This is a genomic window from Vulcanisaeta sp. JCM 16161, assembly GCF_001316285.1.
The window spans coordinates 190,893-208,334 of record NZ_BBDO01000004.1 but is presented as its reverse complement, the minus strand read 5'-3'; the positions used below and the strand labels follow the sequence as shown (position 1 = coordinate 208,334).

Annotated in this window: 21 protein-coding genes and 5 pseudogenes; 19 read left to right on the top strand and 7 right to left on the bottom strand. The window is 46.6% G+C overall.

The features are described 5' to 3' along the window. The first annotated feature begins 56 nt into the window (after window positions 1–56). A complete protein-coding gene (locus JCM16161_RS06595; RefSeq protein WP_054855347.1) occupies window positions 57–713 on the top strand; it encodes a xanthine dehydrogenase family protein molybdopterin-binding subunit in 657 nt (218 codons plus the stop codon). 24 nt (window positions 714–737) lie between these two features. Further along, window positions 738–1,553 (top strand): proteasome assembly chaperone family protein, encoded by an 816-nt coding sequence (locus JCM16161_RS06590; protein ID WP_054855346.1) that lies wholly within the window; start codon window positions 738–740, stop codon window positions 1,551–1,553. 29 nt (window positions 1,554–1,582) lie between these two features. On the opposite strand, the gene JCM16161_RS06585 is transcribed toward JCM16161_RS06590, so the two are convergent. Then, on the bottom strand, window positions 1,583–2,374 hold the full coding sequence (locus tag JCM16161_RS06585) for an SDR family oxidoreductase (RefSeq protein WP_054855345.1): 792 nt from the start codon (window positions 2,372–2,374) through the stop codon (window positions 1,583–1,585). A 103-nt stretch (window positions 2,375–2,477) separates the two neighbouring features. On the opposite strand from JCM16161_RS06585, the gene JCM16161_RS06580 reads away from it, so the two are divergent. Together JCM16161_RS06580 and JCM16161_RS06575 are read left to right on the top strand one after the other, a co-directional pair. Beyond that, window positions 2,478–3,476, top strand: coding sequence for a hypothetical protein (locus JCM16161_RS06580; protein ID WP_054855344.1), 999 nt, complete (start codon window positions 2,478–2,480; stop codon window positions 3,474–3,476). Between the two features lie 85 nt (window positions 3,477–3,561). Beyond that, window positions 3,562–3,741, top strand: coding sequence for a hypothetical protein (locus JCM16161_RS06575; protein WP_243670023.1), 180 nt, complete (start codon window positions 3,562–3,564; stop codon window positions 3,739–3,741). A gap of 89 nt (window positions 3,742–3,830) precedes the next feature. Here the strand turns inward: JCM16161_RS06575 and JCM16161_RS06570 are convergent, their stop codons facing one another. Beyond that, window positions 3,831–4,403 (bottom strand): metallophosphoesterase family protein, encoded by a 573-nt coding sequence (locus tag JCM16161_RS06570; protein WP_054855392.1) that lies wholly within the window; start codon window positions 4,401–4,403, stop codon window positions 3,831–3,833. Between the two features lie 89 nt (window positions 4,404–4,492). Here JCM16161_RS06570 and JCM16161_RS06565 point away from each other — a divergent pair, with 89 nt between their 5' ends. From JCM16161_RS06565 to JCM16161_RS06525, 11 genes and pseudogenes are all read left to right on the top strand, one after another. After that, window positions 4,493–4,717, top strand: coding sequence for a DUF3311 domain-containing protein (locus JCM16161_RS06565; protein WP_243670021.1), 225 nt, complete (start codon window positions 4,493–4,495; stop codon window positions 4,715–4,717). Between the two features lie 5 nt (window positions 4,718–4,722). Continuing rightward, window positions 4,723–5,307, top strand: coding sequence for a hypothetical protein (locus tag JCM16161_RS16445; protein WP_243669991.1), 585 nt, complete (start codon window positions 4,723–4,725; stop codon window positions 5,305–5,307). Between the two features lie 23 nt (window positions 5,308–5,330). Continuing rightward, window positions 5,331–6,011 (top strand): hypothetical protein, encoded by a 681-nt coding sequence (locus JCM16161_RS16440; protein ID WP_243669989.1) that lies wholly within the window; start codon window positions 5,331–5,333, stop codon window positions 6,009–6,011. A 35-nt stretch (window positions 6,012–6,046) separates the two neighbouring features. After that, entirely contained in the window at window positions 6,047–6,241 is a 195-nt protein-coding gene (locus JCM16161_RS16435; RefSeq protein ID WP_243669980.1) for a hypothetical protein, read from the top strand. Window positions 6,242–6,293: 52 nt separating this feature from the next. Beyond that, window positions 6,294–7,201, top strand: a pseudogene (locus JCM16161_RS06555) (DNA-directed RNA polymerase subunit D). Window positions 7,202–7,258: 57 nt separating this feature from the next. Further along, a pseudogene (locus tag JCM16161_RS06550) lies at window positions 7,259–7,626 on the top strand (50S ribosomal protein L18e). 10 nt (window positions 7,627–7,636) lie between these two features. Next, entirely contained in the window at window positions 7,637–8,203 is a 567-nt protein-coding gene (locus JCM16161_RS06545) for a 50S ribosomal protein L13 (protein WP_054855390.1), read from the top strand. Then, a pseudogene (locus JCM16161_RS06540) lies at window positions 8,200–8,675 on the top strand (30S ribosomal protein S9). The gene JCM16161_RS06545 and the pseudogene JCM16161_RS06540 overlap by 4 nt, the downstream one beginning before the upstream one ends. Window positions 8,676–8,735: 60 nt before the next feature. Further along, window positions 8,736–8,942: a DNA-directed RNA polymerase subunit N gene (locus tag JCM16161_RS06535; RefSeq protein WP_054841978.1), complete on the top strand. Its 207-nt coding sequence runs from the start codon at window positions 8,736–8,738 to the stop codon at window positions 8,940–8,942. Between the two features lie 123 nt (window positions 8,943–9,065). After that, a complete protein-coding gene (locus JCM16161_RS06530) occupies window positions 9,066–9,284 on the top strand; it encodes a small nuclear ribonucleoprotein (Sm) (protein ID WP_243669972.1) in 219 nt (72 codons plus the stop codon). Further along, window positions 9,284–10,518: pseudogene (locus tag JCM16161_RS06525) on the top strand (methionine adenosyltransferase). Before JCM16161_RS06530 ends, JCM16161_RS06525 begins: the two are co-directional and overlap by 1 nt. Here the strand turns inward: JCM16161_RS06525 and JCM16161_RS16430 are convergent. The 4 genes and pseudogenes from JCM16161_RS16430 to JCM16161_RS16415 all read right to left on the bottom strand — a co-directional run bounded on the left by JCM16161_RS16430 (window position 10,510) and on the right by JCM16161_RS16415 (window position 13,517). Beyond that, a complete protein-coding gene (locus JCM16161_RS16430; protein ID WP_243669970.1) occupies window positions 10,510–11,157 on the bottom strand; it encodes a hypothetical protein in 648 nt (215 codons plus the stop codon). The pseudogene JCM16161_RS06525 and the gene JCM16161_RS16430 sit on opposite strands and share 9 nt — an antisense overlap. Before the next feature lie 137 nt (window positions 11,158–11,294). After that, complete coding sequence (locus JCM16161_RS16425) at window positions 11,295–12,467, bottom strand: DUF460 domain-containing protein (protein ID WP_243669967.1); 1,173 nt, start codon at window positions 12,465–12,467, stop codon at window positions 11,295–11,297. 56 nt (window positions 12,468–12,523) lie between these two features. Beyond that, window positions 12,524–12,993, bottom strand: a pseudogene (locus tag JCM16161_RS16420) (hypothetical protein). Further along, window positions 12,978–13,517 (bottom strand): hypothetical protein, encoded by a 540-nt coding sequence (locus JCM16161_RS16415; protein WP_243669959.1) that lies wholly within the window; start codon window positions 13,515–13,517, stop codon window positions 12,978–12,980. The pseudogene JCM16161_RS16420 and the gene JCM16161_RS16415 overlap by 16 nt, the downstream one beginning before the upstream one ends. Window positions 13,518–13,598: 81 nt before the next feature. Here JCM16161_RS16415 and JCM16161_RS16410 point away from each other — a divergent pair, with 81 nt between their 5' ends. From JCM16161_RS16410 to JCM16161_RS16400, 3 genes are all read left to right on the top strand, one after another. Then, window positions 13,599–13,913, top strand: a complete 315-nt coding sequence (locus JCM16161_RS16410) for a hypothetical protein (protein ID WP_243669957.1) — start codon at window positions 13,599–13,601, stop codon at window positions 13,911–13,913. A 267-nt stretch (window positions 13,914–14,180) separates the two neighbouring features. Next, window positions 14,181–14,657, top strand: coding sequence for a hypothetical protein (locus JCM16161_RS16405; protein ID WP_243669954.1), 477 nt, complete (start codon window positions 14,181–14,183; stop codon window positions 14,655–14,657). Beyond that, on the top strand, window positions 14,657–14,920 hold the full coding sequence (locus JCM16161_RS16400; protein WP_243669945.1) for a hypothetical protein: 264 nt from the start codon (window positions 14,657–14,659) through the stop codon (window positions 14,918–14,920). Before JCM16161_RS16405 ends, JCM16161_RS16400 begins: the two co-directional genes overlap by 1 nt. On the opposite strand, the gene JCM16161_RS06505 is transcribed toward JCM16161_RS16400, so the two are convergent. Further along, window positions 14,907–15,371 carry a dual specificity protein phosphatase family protein gene (locus JCM16161_RS06505; RefSeq protein ID WP_243669943.1) on the bottom strand — a complete coding sequence of 155 codons (465 nt, stop codon included), beginning with the start codon at window positions 15,369–15,371 and terminating at the stop codon, window positions 14,907–14,909. The two genes, JCM16161_RS16400 and JCM16161_RS06505, sit on opposite strands and share 14 nt — an antisense overlap. Before the next feature lie 202 nt (window positions 15,372–15,573). On the opposite strand from JCM16161_RS06505, the gene JCM16161_RS06500 reads away from it, so the two are divergent. Then, on the top strand, window positions 15,574–17,430 hold the full coding sequence (locus JCM16161_RS06500) for an aldehyde ferredoxin oxidoreductase family protein (RefSeq protein WP_054855342.1): 1,857 nt from the start codon (window positions 15,574–15,576) through the stop codon (window positions 17,428–17,430). Window positions 17,431–17,442 lie beyond the last annotated feature (12 nt).

Sequence of the window (17,442 nt, the reverse complement as noted above, 5' to 3'; positions counted from 1 at the left end):
TACGAGTACTTACCAAGTGATGAGAGCCAGAGGCCTTTGGACCGGGTGGTAGCTGCATGGCGGTGTTCACAGCCGGCGCCGTGCTTGGGGCTGTAGAGGAGTTGAGGGCTAGGCTGTATAATAAGGCGGTTAGGGTGCTTGGTAGTAATATCACATATGATAGGGGTTACTTCCGCTCAAGTGATGGTAGGAGGGTCAGTATTCTCGAGCTTGGTGATGAGGAGGTTACATTTACGTACACCGCAGAGGCGAAGATCGGTAGATACATTGCGTATCCATTTGCATGTGATATTGCCGTTGTTAGGTATGAGGATGGTAGGCTTAGGCCAATAAAGCACGTGGTTTATCTCGACCCAGGTAATGTAATAGATGAGGAACTCGTTAAGGAGCAGGTAATGGGTGGTACCACGATAGGAATCTCACTGGCGCTCTATGAGGCTTACAGGTATGATGAGGATGGTAACCTATTAACGCTGAGCCTTGGTGATTATGGGCTACCAAACTCCATGGACATACCGGAGATTGAGGTTCACCTGGTCCCATCGCCATCACCAGTAACTCCAATGGGTGTTAAGGGGATTGGTGAGGTGCCCATGGGCGTTGCCGCGGCTGCCGTGACCAGCGCAGCGGAGGACATACTGAGGAGGAGGGGTAGTAGGGTCAGGATTGATAGGGTTCCCATTGACCCAGAGCTTCTTGCACAAGGTATTTAAATCAGGCATTAATTAAGCCGTGGTATGTCCGCAACCGCGACATTCGATATAAAGATCAAGTCAATTCCGCGGGATCCACGCAACACGTTAATTATGGCGTGCCCAGAACCATCACTGGCCTCTATAGTGGCCATTGAGTACCTCGTGGAGACACTCAAGATGGAGGAGATCGGTTCAATAAAGCCGAGGGGTCATATACCCATTGTCACCGTCATTGATGGGGCAGCAAAGCTACCCTATAGGTTATTCTTTGACAGGGAGCACGCAATTGTGGTAATTAGACAGCACGTTCCAATTCCACCAATGCTCTATAGGCAGTTTGTTGATAAGATACTTGATTGGGCCGAGGATAATGCCGTGAGTAGGGTCGTGTGCTTAACATCAACGTCACTCCTTGGTGAGCAGGAGAGTGATAATGTATACTTCGTGAGTGAGGAGGGGCATGTTGATGAGTATAAGCAACTAGGTTTAATACCACTTCATGAGGCTACCATAACGGGTATAGAGGCCGTGTTCCTGGACTCCGTCCTTTCCAGGAACATAAACGGCGTATTACTACTTGCTGAGTCAAAGGTGTTGACGGCGATTAATAGATTGATTGAGAGTGGGAAGTTATCGAGCCATAAGGACGTGCTCGCAATCCTAAACCAAACCATTGGTAGGTATGGACCTGACGTAACCGCAGCCCTCAAGCTAATAAGGGCGCTGAGTAAGATTGTTGGTTTTGAGATACCAACGGATAAGTTAGCCGAGCATGCAAGTAAGTACGCGTTCCTAATTGATAAGAACCTTGAGGCATACATGAAGCCTCCAAAGGAGGAAATACCTGTGTATTACTAATCTGATTTAAAGGTGCTTAATTCCAGGGTTTAAAATACGCACCTCACATAACCACCGTCGATGAGTATCATCGACCCATTTATATACGCCGCCTTATCACTTGCCAGAAAGGCCACTAAGTAACCGATCTCCTCAGGCCTTCCATACCTACCGGCCGGTATTTCCCTACTCCACGCCTTAATAACCTCATCAACGCTAATACCCTTAGCCCTAGCCTCCTCCTGAGCCAGCTGGTTTATTCTCTCAGTCATTATGTAGCCCTGCATTACCCCATTAGCCGTCACCCCATATGGCCCATACTCAACAGCTAACGACTTAACTAAACCAGCTAGGCTAAGCCTGACGGTGTTTGAAAGGACCAGGTTTGGTATTGGCTGCCTGAGGGTTAGTGATGTTACATAGATCAACCTACCCCAACCCCTACTAACCATGTTATTGACTACTCGCTTCGTGAGCCACACCGCACTTAGGAGTAGTAGTCTCGTCGCGTACTCCCAATCATCCTCGCTTAGTTGCGAGAACGTACCTGGCTTTGGCGGTCCCGCATTAAAGACGAGTATATCGACATTACCGAAGGTATTCATGGCTTCCGTGACAAGCCTATCGACATCATCCTTAACCGTTAAGTCAGCCTTAACGGTAAGGACCTCGGCACCACTCTCCTTGACTATCACTTCCTTAGCCCTGGCCAGCTCATCCTCACGCCTAGCATTAATGACGACCCTGACACCCTCTTGAGCAAGTACCCTGGCTATTCCGAGACCAATACCCCTACTTGACGCCGTCACAATTGCAACCTTACCCCTTAACCCCAGGTCCATACAGGTTAATCTTGAATCACCCCTTATTCAATATGACCCCTTAATTCGTTAATAACACATGTAATGCCAAGATTTATATTTTAGTGCCTTCACGTAAGTGACAATGAGTTCTCTCGAAATTGATTTAAGAAGGAGGGATCGGTATGAGGATATAGTGAGGGCGATTAATGAATATGGATCATCAACAAAGGAGGCCGTATTTGAGAACTTACCGGATGAATTAATGGTTCCATATCAGAGAATACGTGAATTATATATTCAGGAGACAACGAGGAATAGGGGTAGGATTGACATTAATTCTCTCATTCAGTTATACATAAACGTACCCAGGGCTGAGGAACTCCTTAGATACCTATTACTCACCACGGTGTTGTTTATGGGATTCCGAAACCTGAGGAATGAATTAATATACAGAGTAATGCGTAGGAATTACGATAGGATAAGCCACCTACTCTCAAACCCTGATTACTCATCAATAAATGACATTAGTATGAAGTTACTAAGTGATTACGAGGGTGAGGGCATTGGGGGTGAGGATATTCAGGAGGTTAGTAATGCCGTTCATAGCTTCGTCTATGGCTTGAGGAAGTTAACAAGGGCTTATGGAACAACACTGCTTAGGTGGATACCGAAGTTTCGCGACATCGCTGATTTTGAGAAGGCGTTACCAATGTTTTATCCACTAAGGACTAATGAGAGGAGGAAGAGAGCCATTAGGACATTCATTAGGTGGGTTTCCCATGAAACGAACCTGCCAGTAGCCCTGGGCGTAATCTCGAGGGGTGGTTATAAACGCTATACCATGATAGCAGACGTCTATAGTACCATGGTCACCGTGAGGAGTGGCGCATTCCTAGTGCTAAATAATGACCATGCAATGAAGATACTAAATAGGATATTAATTAATAAGGATGGTGGGGTTACCATAAAGGTTGATGAGGTTAAGGGGCTCGTTAGGGCAACCGGTAGGTTAAGCAATGACCCAATAATCTACGAGAGGGGCGCGTTTAGGATAGGGCATGAGTACTGCTCACGACTTAAGTGCGACGAGTGCCCCTTAAATAAGGTCTGCATGAAGTTTACCTGGGTGAACATTAAATGAGTATAAACATACCGGAGGACCTAAGAAAACTCGTTGAGGAGGTAACAATGAATAAGTTAAGTAGTATCAGGGTAAGACCGAGACCTTGGGCTTCGTTGACTCAGTAATCGAGGAGCTCAGGAAGAGGGGCATAAACCTAAGCGATGATCTGGAGACCATGGTGAGGCCATACGTAGTGGACATACTGTGGTCACTGAGGAAGAAAGGCATTATTACTATGGATGATGACCTACTACACTTCTCGCCAGCTAGGCAGGGATCTTAACCAATACTAATAAATTAACCTACCAAGTAATCAACAGCGCCCCTGCATGCACCCACACCAAGGCCCGCCCAGGCCATGGCCTGGGCGGGTCATAACTTATTCAACTCAGCATTAACTGTACCATCATCATTAATGCTCACAATCGCGTAATAGCCATTAAATAAGGGGCCAGGATTAACAATAACAGTATTACCCAACCTATCTATACCACGGGATTCATGAACATGACCGCATAAAATTGCCAACGGTTTAACATCCTCTACTAACTTTCTTATAGACCTGCTACCTATGTGTGCACCACTCCAAGCCTTATCTACATTCGTACCATAGGGTGGATAATGGGATACGAGTATTAACCTAGGACCAAGATCCTTAATGCCCTCTATATTGATTGGGTAACCAGCTAAGTAAAATGACTCAATAGATACCACGCGTCCCTCAATTAGGTATTTTTGAATCCTTGATCTAATGCCATAAGGATCCATGTTGCCCATGACCGCATACACAGGCCTGCCATAACTACTTAATGTATCTAACACTTCAGGATCCTCAAAGTCACCACTCACGACTACCACATTAACATATTTCATAACACCACCTATTGAATCTACATAATACCTATCACCATGAACATCAGATATATGTAGTATTTTAACACCCATAGTATTTATTAAATACCAAATTATGAAATCTAAATTAGGTTTTCTCCTTAAGTATTGCTTAAAAATCAATAGTATTAATAACTAATTATATGACGGCGGAAGTAAGTAAAAGAGTGGCGGCTTGGCGTAAGGTTGTTGCCGGCATACTATTTATAATACCATGGATACTATACATGCTGTTACCAATATATAACACGGTACAACCTGAGTTAGGTGGTGTTCCATTCTTCTATTGGTTTCAGACACTATGGTTAGTAATATCATCGATACTCTTCATAATCGCGGTACTACTGCTTTACCCCAGTAAGAGGTGATGAGCATGGTGAGCCCATTAGTTGGTCCATTGGGCTGGGGTTTATTCCTTGGGTTCTTCGTGATATTCGTATTCCTGGGCTTTTACGGTGCTAGGTGGCGTAGAGGTGACCTTAGTCAACTGCATGAGTGGGCGTTGGCTGGTCGTAGATTAGGCACGTTCCTTGCATGGTTCCTGGTTGGCGCTGATCTATACACGGCCTACACATTCGTTGCAGTACCCTCCGGAGTATTTGCCAGCGGCGCCCTTTACTTCTTCGCAGTTCCATACGTAGCCACGGTATTCGCATTAGCCGCAGCCGCAATGCCAGCGCTCTGGAGATGGAGTAGGTTGAGGGGTTATGTTACAGCTGCCGATTTCGTTCAGGAAAGATTCAATAGTAAATTGCTCGCCGGCTTTATAGCCATTACAGGTATCGTTGCTGAGTTTCCATATATAGCATTACAAATAGTTGGTATGCAGGCTGTACTGACAATAATGCTCCTTGGCATTGTCAAGAACGTTAAGTTTGTTAGTGACGTTGCATTAACAATATCCTTTATAATATTGGCAGCATTTACCTATACCAGTGGCTTAGGGGCGCCACATTAACGGCGGTCTTTAAAGACACACTCGTGTTCTTAGGTGTCATAGCCATACTTGCTGCTGCGCCTTTCGCAATACCTGGTGGCTTTGCATCAGCATTTAATGCCGCAACACTTAAGGCATTACCAACGGGCGTCTCCACGCTTAAGGATCCGTTCTTCATAACCTACACAACACTTTGGGTTGGTAGTAGCCTAGCACTATACCTATACCCACACTCAGTTAATGGTGCCTTAAGCGCCGAAAGCGATAAGAAGCTGGCAATGAGCACAGCGTTACTCCCCATATATGGAATTGCATTAGCATTACTCGCAATGTACGGTATACTGATATATGGAAGCCCAGAGGCGATGAAGATATTGAGCCTATTCCCGCCATCCAGCAGGGGTATCCTGGTAATACCGACGCTTGCCGTAACAACACTACCTGAGTGGTTAGCCGCTTTAGCTTTACTAGGCGTATTTGTTGGTGGTCTCGTACCTGCGGCGATAATGGCAATGGCACAGGCAAACCTATTGGTTAGGAACATAATTAAGCCGCTTTACCCAAGGATAACACCTCATGGAGAGACGAGAGCAGCTAAGTGGGCTTCGGTCATCTTCAAGTTCCTGGCATTGGGTTTCGTGTTCATAGTACCCGCTACATACGCAATATGGCTTCAGTTATTGGGTGGTATAATAATCACGCAGACCCTACCAGCGTATTCCTAGGCCTAATTACGGATAAACTCGATAAATACTCCCTCATGACCGGTTGGGCTGTTGGTTTGGGACTTGGTGTTTATTTATTCGTAACGCCGCATAAGCCCGCCGCGATGTCTCCGTTATATCCAATAGCTGGGCATTTCGTGTATATAGCCGTTATAGCGCTTGCCATTAACCTATTGATTGTTCTCATTGGTACTGGCATAGCCATGGCTATCAGGAGAGGAAGGGCTTAATGCAATAGAGGCAAGAAATGTTTATTTACTCAAAATCACAACCAATCATTTCGTGGTCTTGGTAAGGGTTATTGAGAAGTCAGACCTATACCTAAAGGCTGTCGTGGATGGGGTTACCCCACCAATCGTTAATTCATTACGTAGGGTCCTCATTTCCGACGTGCCTGTCCTGGCAATTGACGAGGTAATAATACTGGATAACACCTCCGTGCTTTACGACGAGGTACTCGCACATAGGCTCTCCATGATACCAATAAAGACGGACCTGAGGAAGCTACCGAAGATTGAGGAGTGCGAGCAGGAATTAGTCGACCCAAGTCTGTGCCAGGTTAGGTTTGAGCTCAATGTTGAGGCTAAGGAGCCAATGGTTGTTTACAGCAGGGACTTGAAGTCTGACGATCCTGAGGTTAGGCCGGTGTACGAGGACATACCCATAGTTAAGTTGGTGCCTGGCCAGAAGATAGTGCTTGAGGCTTACGCAAAGCTTGGTAGGCTAGGAACCACGCCAAGTGGCAAGCCGGTTTAGCATCCTATTACTACTACCCGAAGGTTAGTGTTGTTGGTAAGGCCGATGATAAGTGCAGGGTTTGCCTTGAGGTATGCAACGGTGCCCTCGAGATTAGGGATGACGGCTCGATAGTGGTTAATGACGTGCTCAAGTGCACATTCAACAAGTGGAAGACCTGCGAGCAAGTGTGTCCAGCAATTAAGGTGGATTGGGACGAGAATAAGTACGTGTTTTGGGTTGAGAGCTTCGGAAACATGCCCGTTGAGGATATGGTTAGGGAGGGCTTTAGGATACTTAAGGGTAAGTTCCAGGAATTCGTTAATGAACTGGAGCTTGAACTATCAAGAGGGCAGGCACCAAGTGGTGAATTGGCCACTGGAGGTGCTGCTGAGGAATCGGCACAAGTTACTGGTGAGGAATTCGGCACTGAGGAAGGCCCAAGCGAGGAGTGATGATTAGTACCTACGGCTGCGAATTATTTAAAAAGGGTTGCGTTGGCGTTAACACGCATGCCGCCAAATCCAACGGGTCCCACTAACGTGGAGCTTCGTATGCTGATTAGATTCCTTAGGCGCGCTGCTAATGAGTATAAGGCCGCCATTTGGGATTACGTGGCTGACCTACTCGAGAAGCCCACTAGGCGTAGGGTTGAGGTTAATGTCGGCAAGATAAATAGGCTTGCCAATGACGGAGACGTGGTTGTTGTGCCGGGTAAGGTGCTTGGTTATGGCGTATTGAGTAAGAAGGTCACGATAGCGGCTTGGTCATTCTCCAGGGGCGCCCTTGAGGCAATTAAGAGGCTGGTGCTGAGGCCATCACAATACCTGAGCTTGTTAGGAGGAATAATAGGGGTAGTAATGTTAAAATAATAATTTAGGGTGATGGCCATGAGCAGTAAGGTGATCATTGTCGAGAGAAACCCGCCTGAACTAAGTGAAATCGTCGTTGATGCTACGAACCACGTTGTTGGTAGGCTCGCATCAATAGTGGCCAAGTGGGCGCTTGAGGGTAGGAGGGTGGTCATTGTTAACGCGGAGAAGGCAGTCGTTACTGGGGACTTCAACATGGTGCTTAATTGGTATAAGACGAGGATGAGTGAGTGGTTGACGCATTATAACCCAGAGAAGGCTGGTCCGAAGATACCTAGGAAACCCGACAGGATTTTGAGGAGGGTCATCAGGGGCATGCTTCCCAGGAAGGAGTTCAGGGGTAGGCAGGCTTATAGAAGGATTAGGGTTTTCATGGGCACTCCACCGCAATACATGAATGTTGATAAGGTGGTGATTAAGGGCGCGTTACTGTCGGTTAGGCCTGGCGCTAAGTATGTGACGCTTGAGGAGCTTTGGAGCCACATAGAGCCTAGGCAGTATGAGGCTTGGAAGAGGGCTAAGGAGGCTTGGGAATCTAAAATGGCGAAGTTTAAAAAGGCTGAAAGTAAGGGTGGTAGTGCATGAGCGAGCAGGGTGGTGAGTCAACGGCCTTACCCAGGTCTGTGCCTAACGCCACCGTTCAGGAGGTAGCCGGGGCTAGGGTCGTCATTGCCGTTGGTAAGAAGAAGACCGCCATCGCCAAGGCAGTGGTTAGGCCTGGAATTGGCAGGGTTAGGGTTAATGGCATTCCAATTGAGATTTGGCCTATTGAGATGGCTAGAATGAGGATGATGGAGCCATTACTACTCGCCGGTAAGGAGTTAACGGGTAAGGTGGACATTGACGTTACAGTGAGGGTGGAGGCTTCATGGGGCAGGCGACTGCCGTTAGGATGGCGATTGCCAGGGGCTTGGTTGAGTATTTCCAGAACTCGAAGTTGCTTGAGCTTTACATGACCTATGACCCATCAATGATTAAGGGAGACCCGAGGAGGACCGAGCCCAAGAAGCCAGGCCTAAAGCATGCCAGGAGTAAGCGTCAGAAGGCGTATAGGTAATCCTTCATCATTATAATTATCACAAAAACAATTTAAAGGGGGTTCATTACTGCGTACTCAATGATTGTACCTATTAGGTGCTGGACCTGTGGACGCCCACTTGGCCATTTATGGGAACCATTTAAGCAGAGGGTCCTCAATGGCGAGAATCCTGAGAAGGTTCTTGATGACTTAGGTGTTACGCGTTATTGCTGCAGGAGAACCCTGTTGGCCCATATTGAACTTATTGATAGGGTTCTTGAGTATTCTAAAATTGAAAGTGAATAATACCAAGTATATACTATACATAGCCCCGATAATGTTACTTTTAACACTCTTAGAGGGTGCTAAGATTTAAATATAGGCTTTCTCGACACGTGATTAATGGAAAGGCCTCAACAACCAATGAAAATGCTGCAAAAGCTGGTTGGTAAGCACGTAACAATAAGACTTAAGAATAATAAGGTATTGAGGGGCATTCTCGTGAATTACGACGACTGCATGAACCTAATAATTGACGAGGGTGAGGAACTCGACCAGAAGGGCGAGAATGTCGTTGTTAAATATGGCAGGTTAGTAATTAGAGGTACGCAGATACTATATATAACGTCTGAGGAGGCCATGGGGTGATGGGCATGGCCAGGACAATAACAATAAACACAATTGATAGGAAACCCGTTTCAGAGTTAAACGTAGAGCTTGTGGAGAGGAAGGGCCTTGGCCACCCGGACTACATAGCCGACGCGTCAGCCGAAGCCGTCAGTAAGGCTTTGTCTAATTACTACCTGGAGAGGTATGGAGTTATACTTCATCATAATGTGGATAAGGTGCTTGTCGTTGGCGGCCAAGCCAGTCCACGGTTTGGCGGTGGTGATGTTATTCAACCAATATACATACTCGTTGCAGGCAGGGTAACCACCGAGGTTAAGACCGCAACTGGCGTTGAGAAGGTGCCGATAGGCACGATAATAATAACGGCGATCAAGGACTGGATTAGAAATAACTTTAGGTTCCTCGATCCTGATAAGCACGTGGTCGTTGATTATAGGGTTGGCATGGGATCAACGGACCTCGTGGGTGTTTATGAACTCGGTGTTAAGGCAACAAAGGTTCCATTAGCTAACGACACATCCATCGGTGTTGGCTTTGCGCCATTAACGGATACCGAGAGGCTTGTGCTTGAGACGGAAAGATTACTTAATTCAAGGGAGTTTAAGGCTAAGCTCCCTGAGGTTGGTGAGGATGTTAAGGTTATGGGCCTGAGGATCGGTAAAGACGTTAAGTTAACCATCGCCTCTGCAATAATATCATCACTCGTTAAGGATAAGGACCATTACCTAAATGTTAAGGAGGAGGTCAAGAATAAGGTGCTTGATTTAGCCGCTAAGATTGCGCCGAACTTAACCGTTGACGTGACGGTGAATGCCGCGGACAAGCCTGAACACGGTATATTCTACCTAACGGTTACAGGAACCTCCGCCGAACACGGCGATGACGGAGCCACTGGACGTGGTAATAGGCCAATGGCTTAATAACACCAATGAGGCCAATGACCATGGAGGCGACAGCGGGTAAGAACCCAGTTAGTCACATTGGTAAGCTCTATAACGTGCTCGCCAATAAGATTGCCGAGAGAATTTACGGCGAGGTTAAGGGGTTGAAGGAGGTCTACGTCTACTTACTGAGCCAGATTGGTAAGCCAATAAGTGAGCCATTAGTCGCTAATGTGGAGGTTCTCCCAGAGCCTGGCGTTACATTAAGTGGTGAGATTAGGAATGAGATCGATGGCATAGTTAATGAGGAGCTTGATAACATAACATCGCTGACCGAGCTAGTCGTTAAGAGTAAGGTGTCATTATTCTAACATACCACTCCTCAAACGCCTATACTCATTAATCATCTTTCTTAACTGATCCTCATCAAGGGCGCTAAGGAATTCCCTACCAAGGGACTCAATTGCATTATTAATCACAGACCTATCAATAAATAATACGTCACTCAATGGACCATTATAAACCATGTTAATCGGTATAACCCTCAAGCCCCTCTTCCATATTGGTCTCAGCATGCTCCTTTCATTAACGTCAATGAGTATCACGGAATTAATGCCAATACTAATTAGCTTATCAATACCCACGTTCATTAACTCACCAATACTCATTACAAGGATGGAATTATGTATTTGAGACACCGAATTAAGGTCGAGCCTCTCGGAATACCTTATCAACACGTACTTATTACCCCTTAAGTACTCAAGGAAGTTACTCATTAAATTCCTCATATTATCCTCAAGCTCCTTAATCCTAAGCTTATACTTCTCAATATCGCCTTCAAGCATGTCAATCCTAGCGTATAACGACCTAACGACTTGGTCCCTCCTAACCTCAATATCGTAATTATTAATCAACTCCTCAAGCTTCTCCTTAGTCTCGTTATATAGCTTGTTCAATCTCTCAATCTCTGCATTCAAAATCCTTATGGTGTTTTCATACTCCTCCCGCAACCTATCGCATTCACACTCGCATTTTTCAGAGCTTACAAGCCTAACCTCCTGCTGAGGCTGAACCTCAATTCTCCTACTAATCTCATCAATGGCCTGCTTTATCGATGCACCCTTAATAACGAGCGCCTTCGCCTCATCTACAGCCCTGGCATATGCCTCCTAACCTCCTCCTCAACCCTATCAAGCTTAGGCTTTAACTGAGTAAATGCCTTATAGGCCGCCGCCAGGGCATCCCTCATGTGCGGATCCTTAACGGCGATCCCCTGCTCGCGAGAGATCTTAATGGCAATCTCACTCTTCTCGGCAATGCTCAAGTCCCTGTCTGGGTAATAAATTACCGCACCCACCATAGCGGCCAACTTCTTAGCGTAGTCTGAGGGCTTGGCAGTATCCACGGCGATTAGGACGGGGGTACCGTATTGATACACGATCCTGAGCACATGCCTCCTACTCAGGTTCTTACCGCTCTGTAGTGTTAGTACATTACCGCTTAAATCAAGGACGGCGACACCAGTGACTATGCCTGGGTCAATACCAACGATTAACTTCCTATCCTTAGCAACGCTTACGCTTTCCGTACCCTCCTGCTCCGTTAAACCTACAAACTTTATTGAGTCCGTTGGCACAGATTCGATTATTACCTTAACATCCATACTCTTACGTGGCTTAATCACGGACCTAACAACACTCCTATCTGCATATACAATGAATACTACGGACCTCAAGCCCTCACTTTCCGGCGTTATGAACATGTCATAATCAAGGCCATTACTCTCCAACCTCTCCTTAATCTCCTTAGCCAGGTACCTAATCCTGTGGGCGATATTCCTCTCGAACCTATTCCTACTCATGCCGCCTGGCGTTGTTGAGATGGCGGCCTTAACCACAATCTTAGTTTCAGGTTCATAAACCTTAACAATAGACCCAACACCCATTGCGCAGAGCCTTGCGAGGTACTCCGCCGTTGAGTCAGGGTCGAGCTTAGCCACATTTAATCCAAAGTACTTATTAACGAGGTACTCCATCGCCTCATCAGTATCAGGCTTGACCTTCGTTACCTGGATTAAGTAGACATTGAATGGTAGCCTACCGAGTCTTTTAATAATTGAGGGATTCAACTCCATTAACTCACCGATGTTGTCGATGGCTATGGCCTTGGGCCTAACCTTCTTAACCATTTTTATTAAGTCCTGAGGATCAATAACTCCCTTCTCTATTACCTCACCATTACTGAATACCGCGTATGAAAACCTCCTGCCATTAATGTCAATCCCAATTATCGGCCCCGAACTCAACTCCTCAATAAGCATTACCTAGCAAGAATCATTATCAACCTTCCTACTTAAATTTGTTTATTCACGACCTGCTACGCATCCTCAAACTCCTCCTTCTCTGAACCCATGAGCTCACTCAATCCCTCACTACCGAGCAACTCCTCAAGAGCCTCCTCAAGACTCTCCTCCCTAACCTCCACATTACCAACCACGTAATTATAGACCTCATCAACATCCACATTAAGCCTAAACCTCTTCATGAAGTACCTAGTCACGTTCATAATATCCCTGCGCAGCATATCTAACGCGCCGGGCGCATTCCTAGGAACCACTGCGGCCAATCAATGATGAAGGACTCACCACTATCTAAGTCAATCATTATGTTGAACTCGCTTAGGTCACCATGCACTATGCCGACATCGGCAAATAACTTCTTAACACTCTCAATGATACCCCAATACAAATCCTCAGGGCTATCCACATCCCCAACCTCGGATAACTGCGCACCGTTTATGTAGGCCATGACCACGGTATGCCTATTAACGGTTATTGGCCTAGGCACGTTAATCCCGGCGTTATAGGCAAGGACCAATGCCTTATACTCCGCGTGTGCCGAGAGCTCGACTCATAGAGCCAGGTTATGTGTCTCCTATTCCCAATCCAGGCCCTAAACCTCCTAATCTGCCTGAAACTCGTTCTTCCAAGTCTATGGAACTTGAGCACGACCTTACCATCACCAACCGCGTCACCGGCATACACGTCAGACTCCTTACCAACACCTATGGGCGTTGGACTAACCCTCTCAATAATGCCCCTCTTGGCCAGGGTATGCAGTGCTAATGCGTCGTAGCCCATGAACGTGAGTCTATAACCCGTGTAATTACCCCTGTACCTAATCACCATACCGAGGGCATTAAGCTTCCTCAGCGACTTACCAACCAATTCCTCAGACCTCTTGCTCCAATCGACAATGACCTCGAGTGGGACATACTCAAACTTCCTATGGCCAATCTCAATAACCCTAAGTATCCTCAGGTCAAATGAATCCAGTTGGTCATACGCATCAACGAGACTCTTAATACTCAATTAATCACCACAATTGCCAGAGCTAATACGCCCAATTTAAATCAAACTACCACATGAATTTAAGGAAAAGCATATTAAATAGTGCCAGAGGGCGTTAACGTGTTTGGATACGCACCTAAACAATTAACACTTAGGCAAAGCCTACTTGCCGCCATCAGCACAATGCTTGTCTGGGGCCTTGAGTATTACGATATCATACTCTTCGCATCATTAGCGCCAATACTCGAGATGTACTTCTTCCCATCAAAGGTGGCCATAGTAAGCGCGATAGAGACCTGGGGCGCCTTCGCAACGACGTACTTCGTTAGGCCAATCGGCGCAGTAATATTTGGGTGGGTTGGTGATGTACACGGAAGGAGACTAGCAACAATATCGGACGCAGCACTCGTAGGCTAGCAACACTCGCGATAGGTTTACTACCCACGTACTACACAGCGGGGGTTCTCGCACCAATCCTTCTATACCTAATGAGGATCCTACAGGGTGTTGGGCTTGGAGGCGAGGCTGGCGGTGGTGCTTCCTGGCCCTTGAGTTAACGCCTAGGAACATTAGGCCTTACATAAATGGCGTTATGTACTCCGGGCTTTCCTGGGCCGTGTTCCTAACCTCATTCGTAACCCTAAGCACCAAATCAGCAATGCACCAGGCCTTTAATGTGTATGGTTGGAGGATACTCTTCATAACCGGCGCCATACCGGCCTAATAGCCCTAATAATTAGGCTCTGGGGCTCGGAATCCCTTGAGTGGATTGAGCAGGTTAGGTCTAGGGGTGTGGTGAAGGTGCCCCTGGGCGTTGTTCTATCCCGCTACTGGGTACCATTCATAGCACTAATACTGATTAACCTTGGATTAACCATATACTATTACGGTGGGTCAGGTTACTGGGCATACGTAATGCCGAGGATAATTGCCCCAAAGCTTCAGCTACCTGCTAATAAGGCATATACCTGGGCCCTGGTGCTTGGCATGTATGGCGGTATAGGGGCTGTAATTGGTGAATTACTAAGTGGCTTCCTAATAAGGGCGTTGGGTCTTAGGAAATCCTTCATTGCGCCATCAATACTCCTATTGGTGTTGAGTCCATTCATTGTTTATCTGGCATTCACGTTAAGCCATTATCAACATACGCAAGCCTATTAATGGGTATACTCTTTGGCCTAGCCGCTGCGCCACAGACGCTTTACTTCACGTCAATATTTCCAACAGAGGTTAGGTGGAGTGCCGTGGCCTTTGGATGGAATTTAAACGCATCAATAGGCCCATTATCCACAATGGCCGTAGTACTACTCCTAGAGTCATCACCAAGCGCTCCAACGACACTTGCCATATACGGCTCAGTGATGATGATTATTGGGGCGTTGCTGGTTATCCTCGGCTCACTGATAAGGACTAAGGAGTACTAATGTTCTTGATATTTCGTAAATAATGCTCAAAAGCAATAAGAGTCAGGTACTGCTCATTCGTTATTGACAACTCATCGTTATACCTTCCAACAACCTCGATGGCATCATCGGCACTCAAACCCCTCCTATACATTAAGTATGCCGCTATCACGGTTGGCGACCTACCAATACCTGCGTGGCAGTGAACAAGGACGGGCTTACCACTCATTATATTCTTATCGATCCAGGTAACGATATTATAAAGAACGTCCTCAGGCGGTGCATAGCCATCCCTCGTTGGGACATGAATGTAATCCATGCCGAACCTCCTCAGCGTATTTACGTACTCAAGGAAGTCCCAACCCTCCATGGCGAACTCCCACTCCTCAACGAGTATTACCACGGCCCTAATCCTCATCCTATGCCACATGGCCACCGTATCCTCATCAAGAGGCATTGATGAACCAGCCAATGCACCTCAATCACCCAATACGGGAATTTCACCATTGCACTTCAGCATTCATAGATGATCCCAGAATTTTAATGCTTATCCCTGAGGTGATAATCAATTTTACATAATTAAGCGATTCTGATGTATTTGAATATAATTAACTGAATATTATTGAATTATCGATAACAACGCACTTAAATATCACCACCTAATTGATTTACCTATGACGGTTTTCAGAATACTGCGAGTCGACTTATCAAGAGAGCACTTCACCGAGGAGGTTATTAAGGAGGACCTTCTGAAGAAGTTCCTTGGCGGTAGGGGATTGGCCGCATACTTGGCTCTCAAGGAAATACCAAGGGGTATTGATCCACTTGACCCAAGTAATAAATTATTCATATTCTCGGGACCATTAAGTGGCATTGCAACAATATCCTCAAGCAGGATTAACGTAACCACCAGGTCACCATTAAATGGAGTTTACACACACTCAAATGCTGGTGGTAACTTCTCCTACTGGCTCAGGAAGTCCGGGTATGATGGCTTAATAATCGAGGGCAAGGCTGATGAACCAGTTTACCTGGTTATTAAGGATGGAGAACCGAAGTTAAAGCCTGCAAAGCACATTTGGGGTAAGTGGACTGGGGCTTCTACGAAGATTATCCTTGAGGAGAATGGGTTCCCACCAGATGAGACCAAGGCTGGCGTTGCGGTGATTGGACCAGCAGGTGAGAACCTAGTTAAGATCTCTGGCATTAGGTTTAGTGATTACGAGAGGTTCGCGGGTAGGGGTGGCGTTGGCGCCGTAATGGGTAGTAAGCTACTCAAGGGTATCCTGGTATGGGGTACGAGGGACTTAAGCAAGGAACTCGTTGATAAGGCTAGGTTCATGAAGGTCAACACAGACATTGTCAAGAGGATAGCCACTCACGACACAACAAAGGTCCTTCATAAGTACGGCACGAATGTGCTAATGAACATAATACAATCAATAGGGGCACTGCCCCACTACAACTTTGGCGGCACCGGAAAGCTTAAGGACGTTACCCCAGTCAGTGAGGAGTACATAAAGGACCACTACCCAACCGAGGTTCATGGCTGCTACAACTGCCCAATAGGCTGTACGCAAATGCCCATTGTTAAGTCTGGCCCATTCAAGTTCTCTGTTACTGAGAAGTACGTTAAGCAGGAGTATGAGAATACCTGGGCCCTTGGCCCAAACATTGGCCTAACTGACCCAGAGGCCGACCTCAAGTACCAGAAGTTGGCCAATGAACTTGGTCTTGACACAATAAGCCTAGGCAATACGCTGGCTATGGCGGTTGAATTGGCGAAGAATGGTAAGCTTAACCTAGATGTTGACTGGGGTGATCCAGGCGCCCTTGAATACCTAATATACAAGATTGCTTATAGGGATGGTATTGGCGATGATCTAGCGGAGGGTGACTATAGATTAGCCGTTAAGTATGGCATGCCACAATTATTCTCTGGTTCAAGGGGTCAGGGACTACCTGCCTATGACCCAAGAGCATTAAAGGGCTTCGCAATAGCCTACTACACGGCCAATAGGGGTGGTGACCACCTAGAGGCTTATACACCGACTTGGGAGGTGTTCGGCGTGCCTGAGAAGGTTGACCCATTCTGCGAGACGCAGGAGTGCATTGAGAAGCAGGCGAGACTTGTTAAGTGGAACCAGGACCTATTCGCGGTTGTTGATTCAACCATATTCTGCAAGTTCGAGAACCTAATGCCCAACATAGACACTGAGAAGGACTTCGCGGACCTATACAACGCGGCCTTTGGCTGGGACTTAACGCCACAGGACGTGCTCACAATCGGTGAGAGGATATTCAATGTAGAGAGACTGCATTGGGTTAGGGAGGGTAAGTGGGTTAAGGATGAGTTACCGCCTAGGATGAGGGAGCCAATACCTGATGGACCTGCCAAGGGCCATTCAGCGGCTAAGATGTTTGATGAGGGTATAAAGGTGTACTATAAGCTTAGGGGTTGGGTTGATGGTAAGCCGACAAGGGACACGCTGAAGAGGCTGGGGCTTGAGGAGTTCGAGTACCTCCTATAAGCGCGTTTAAAG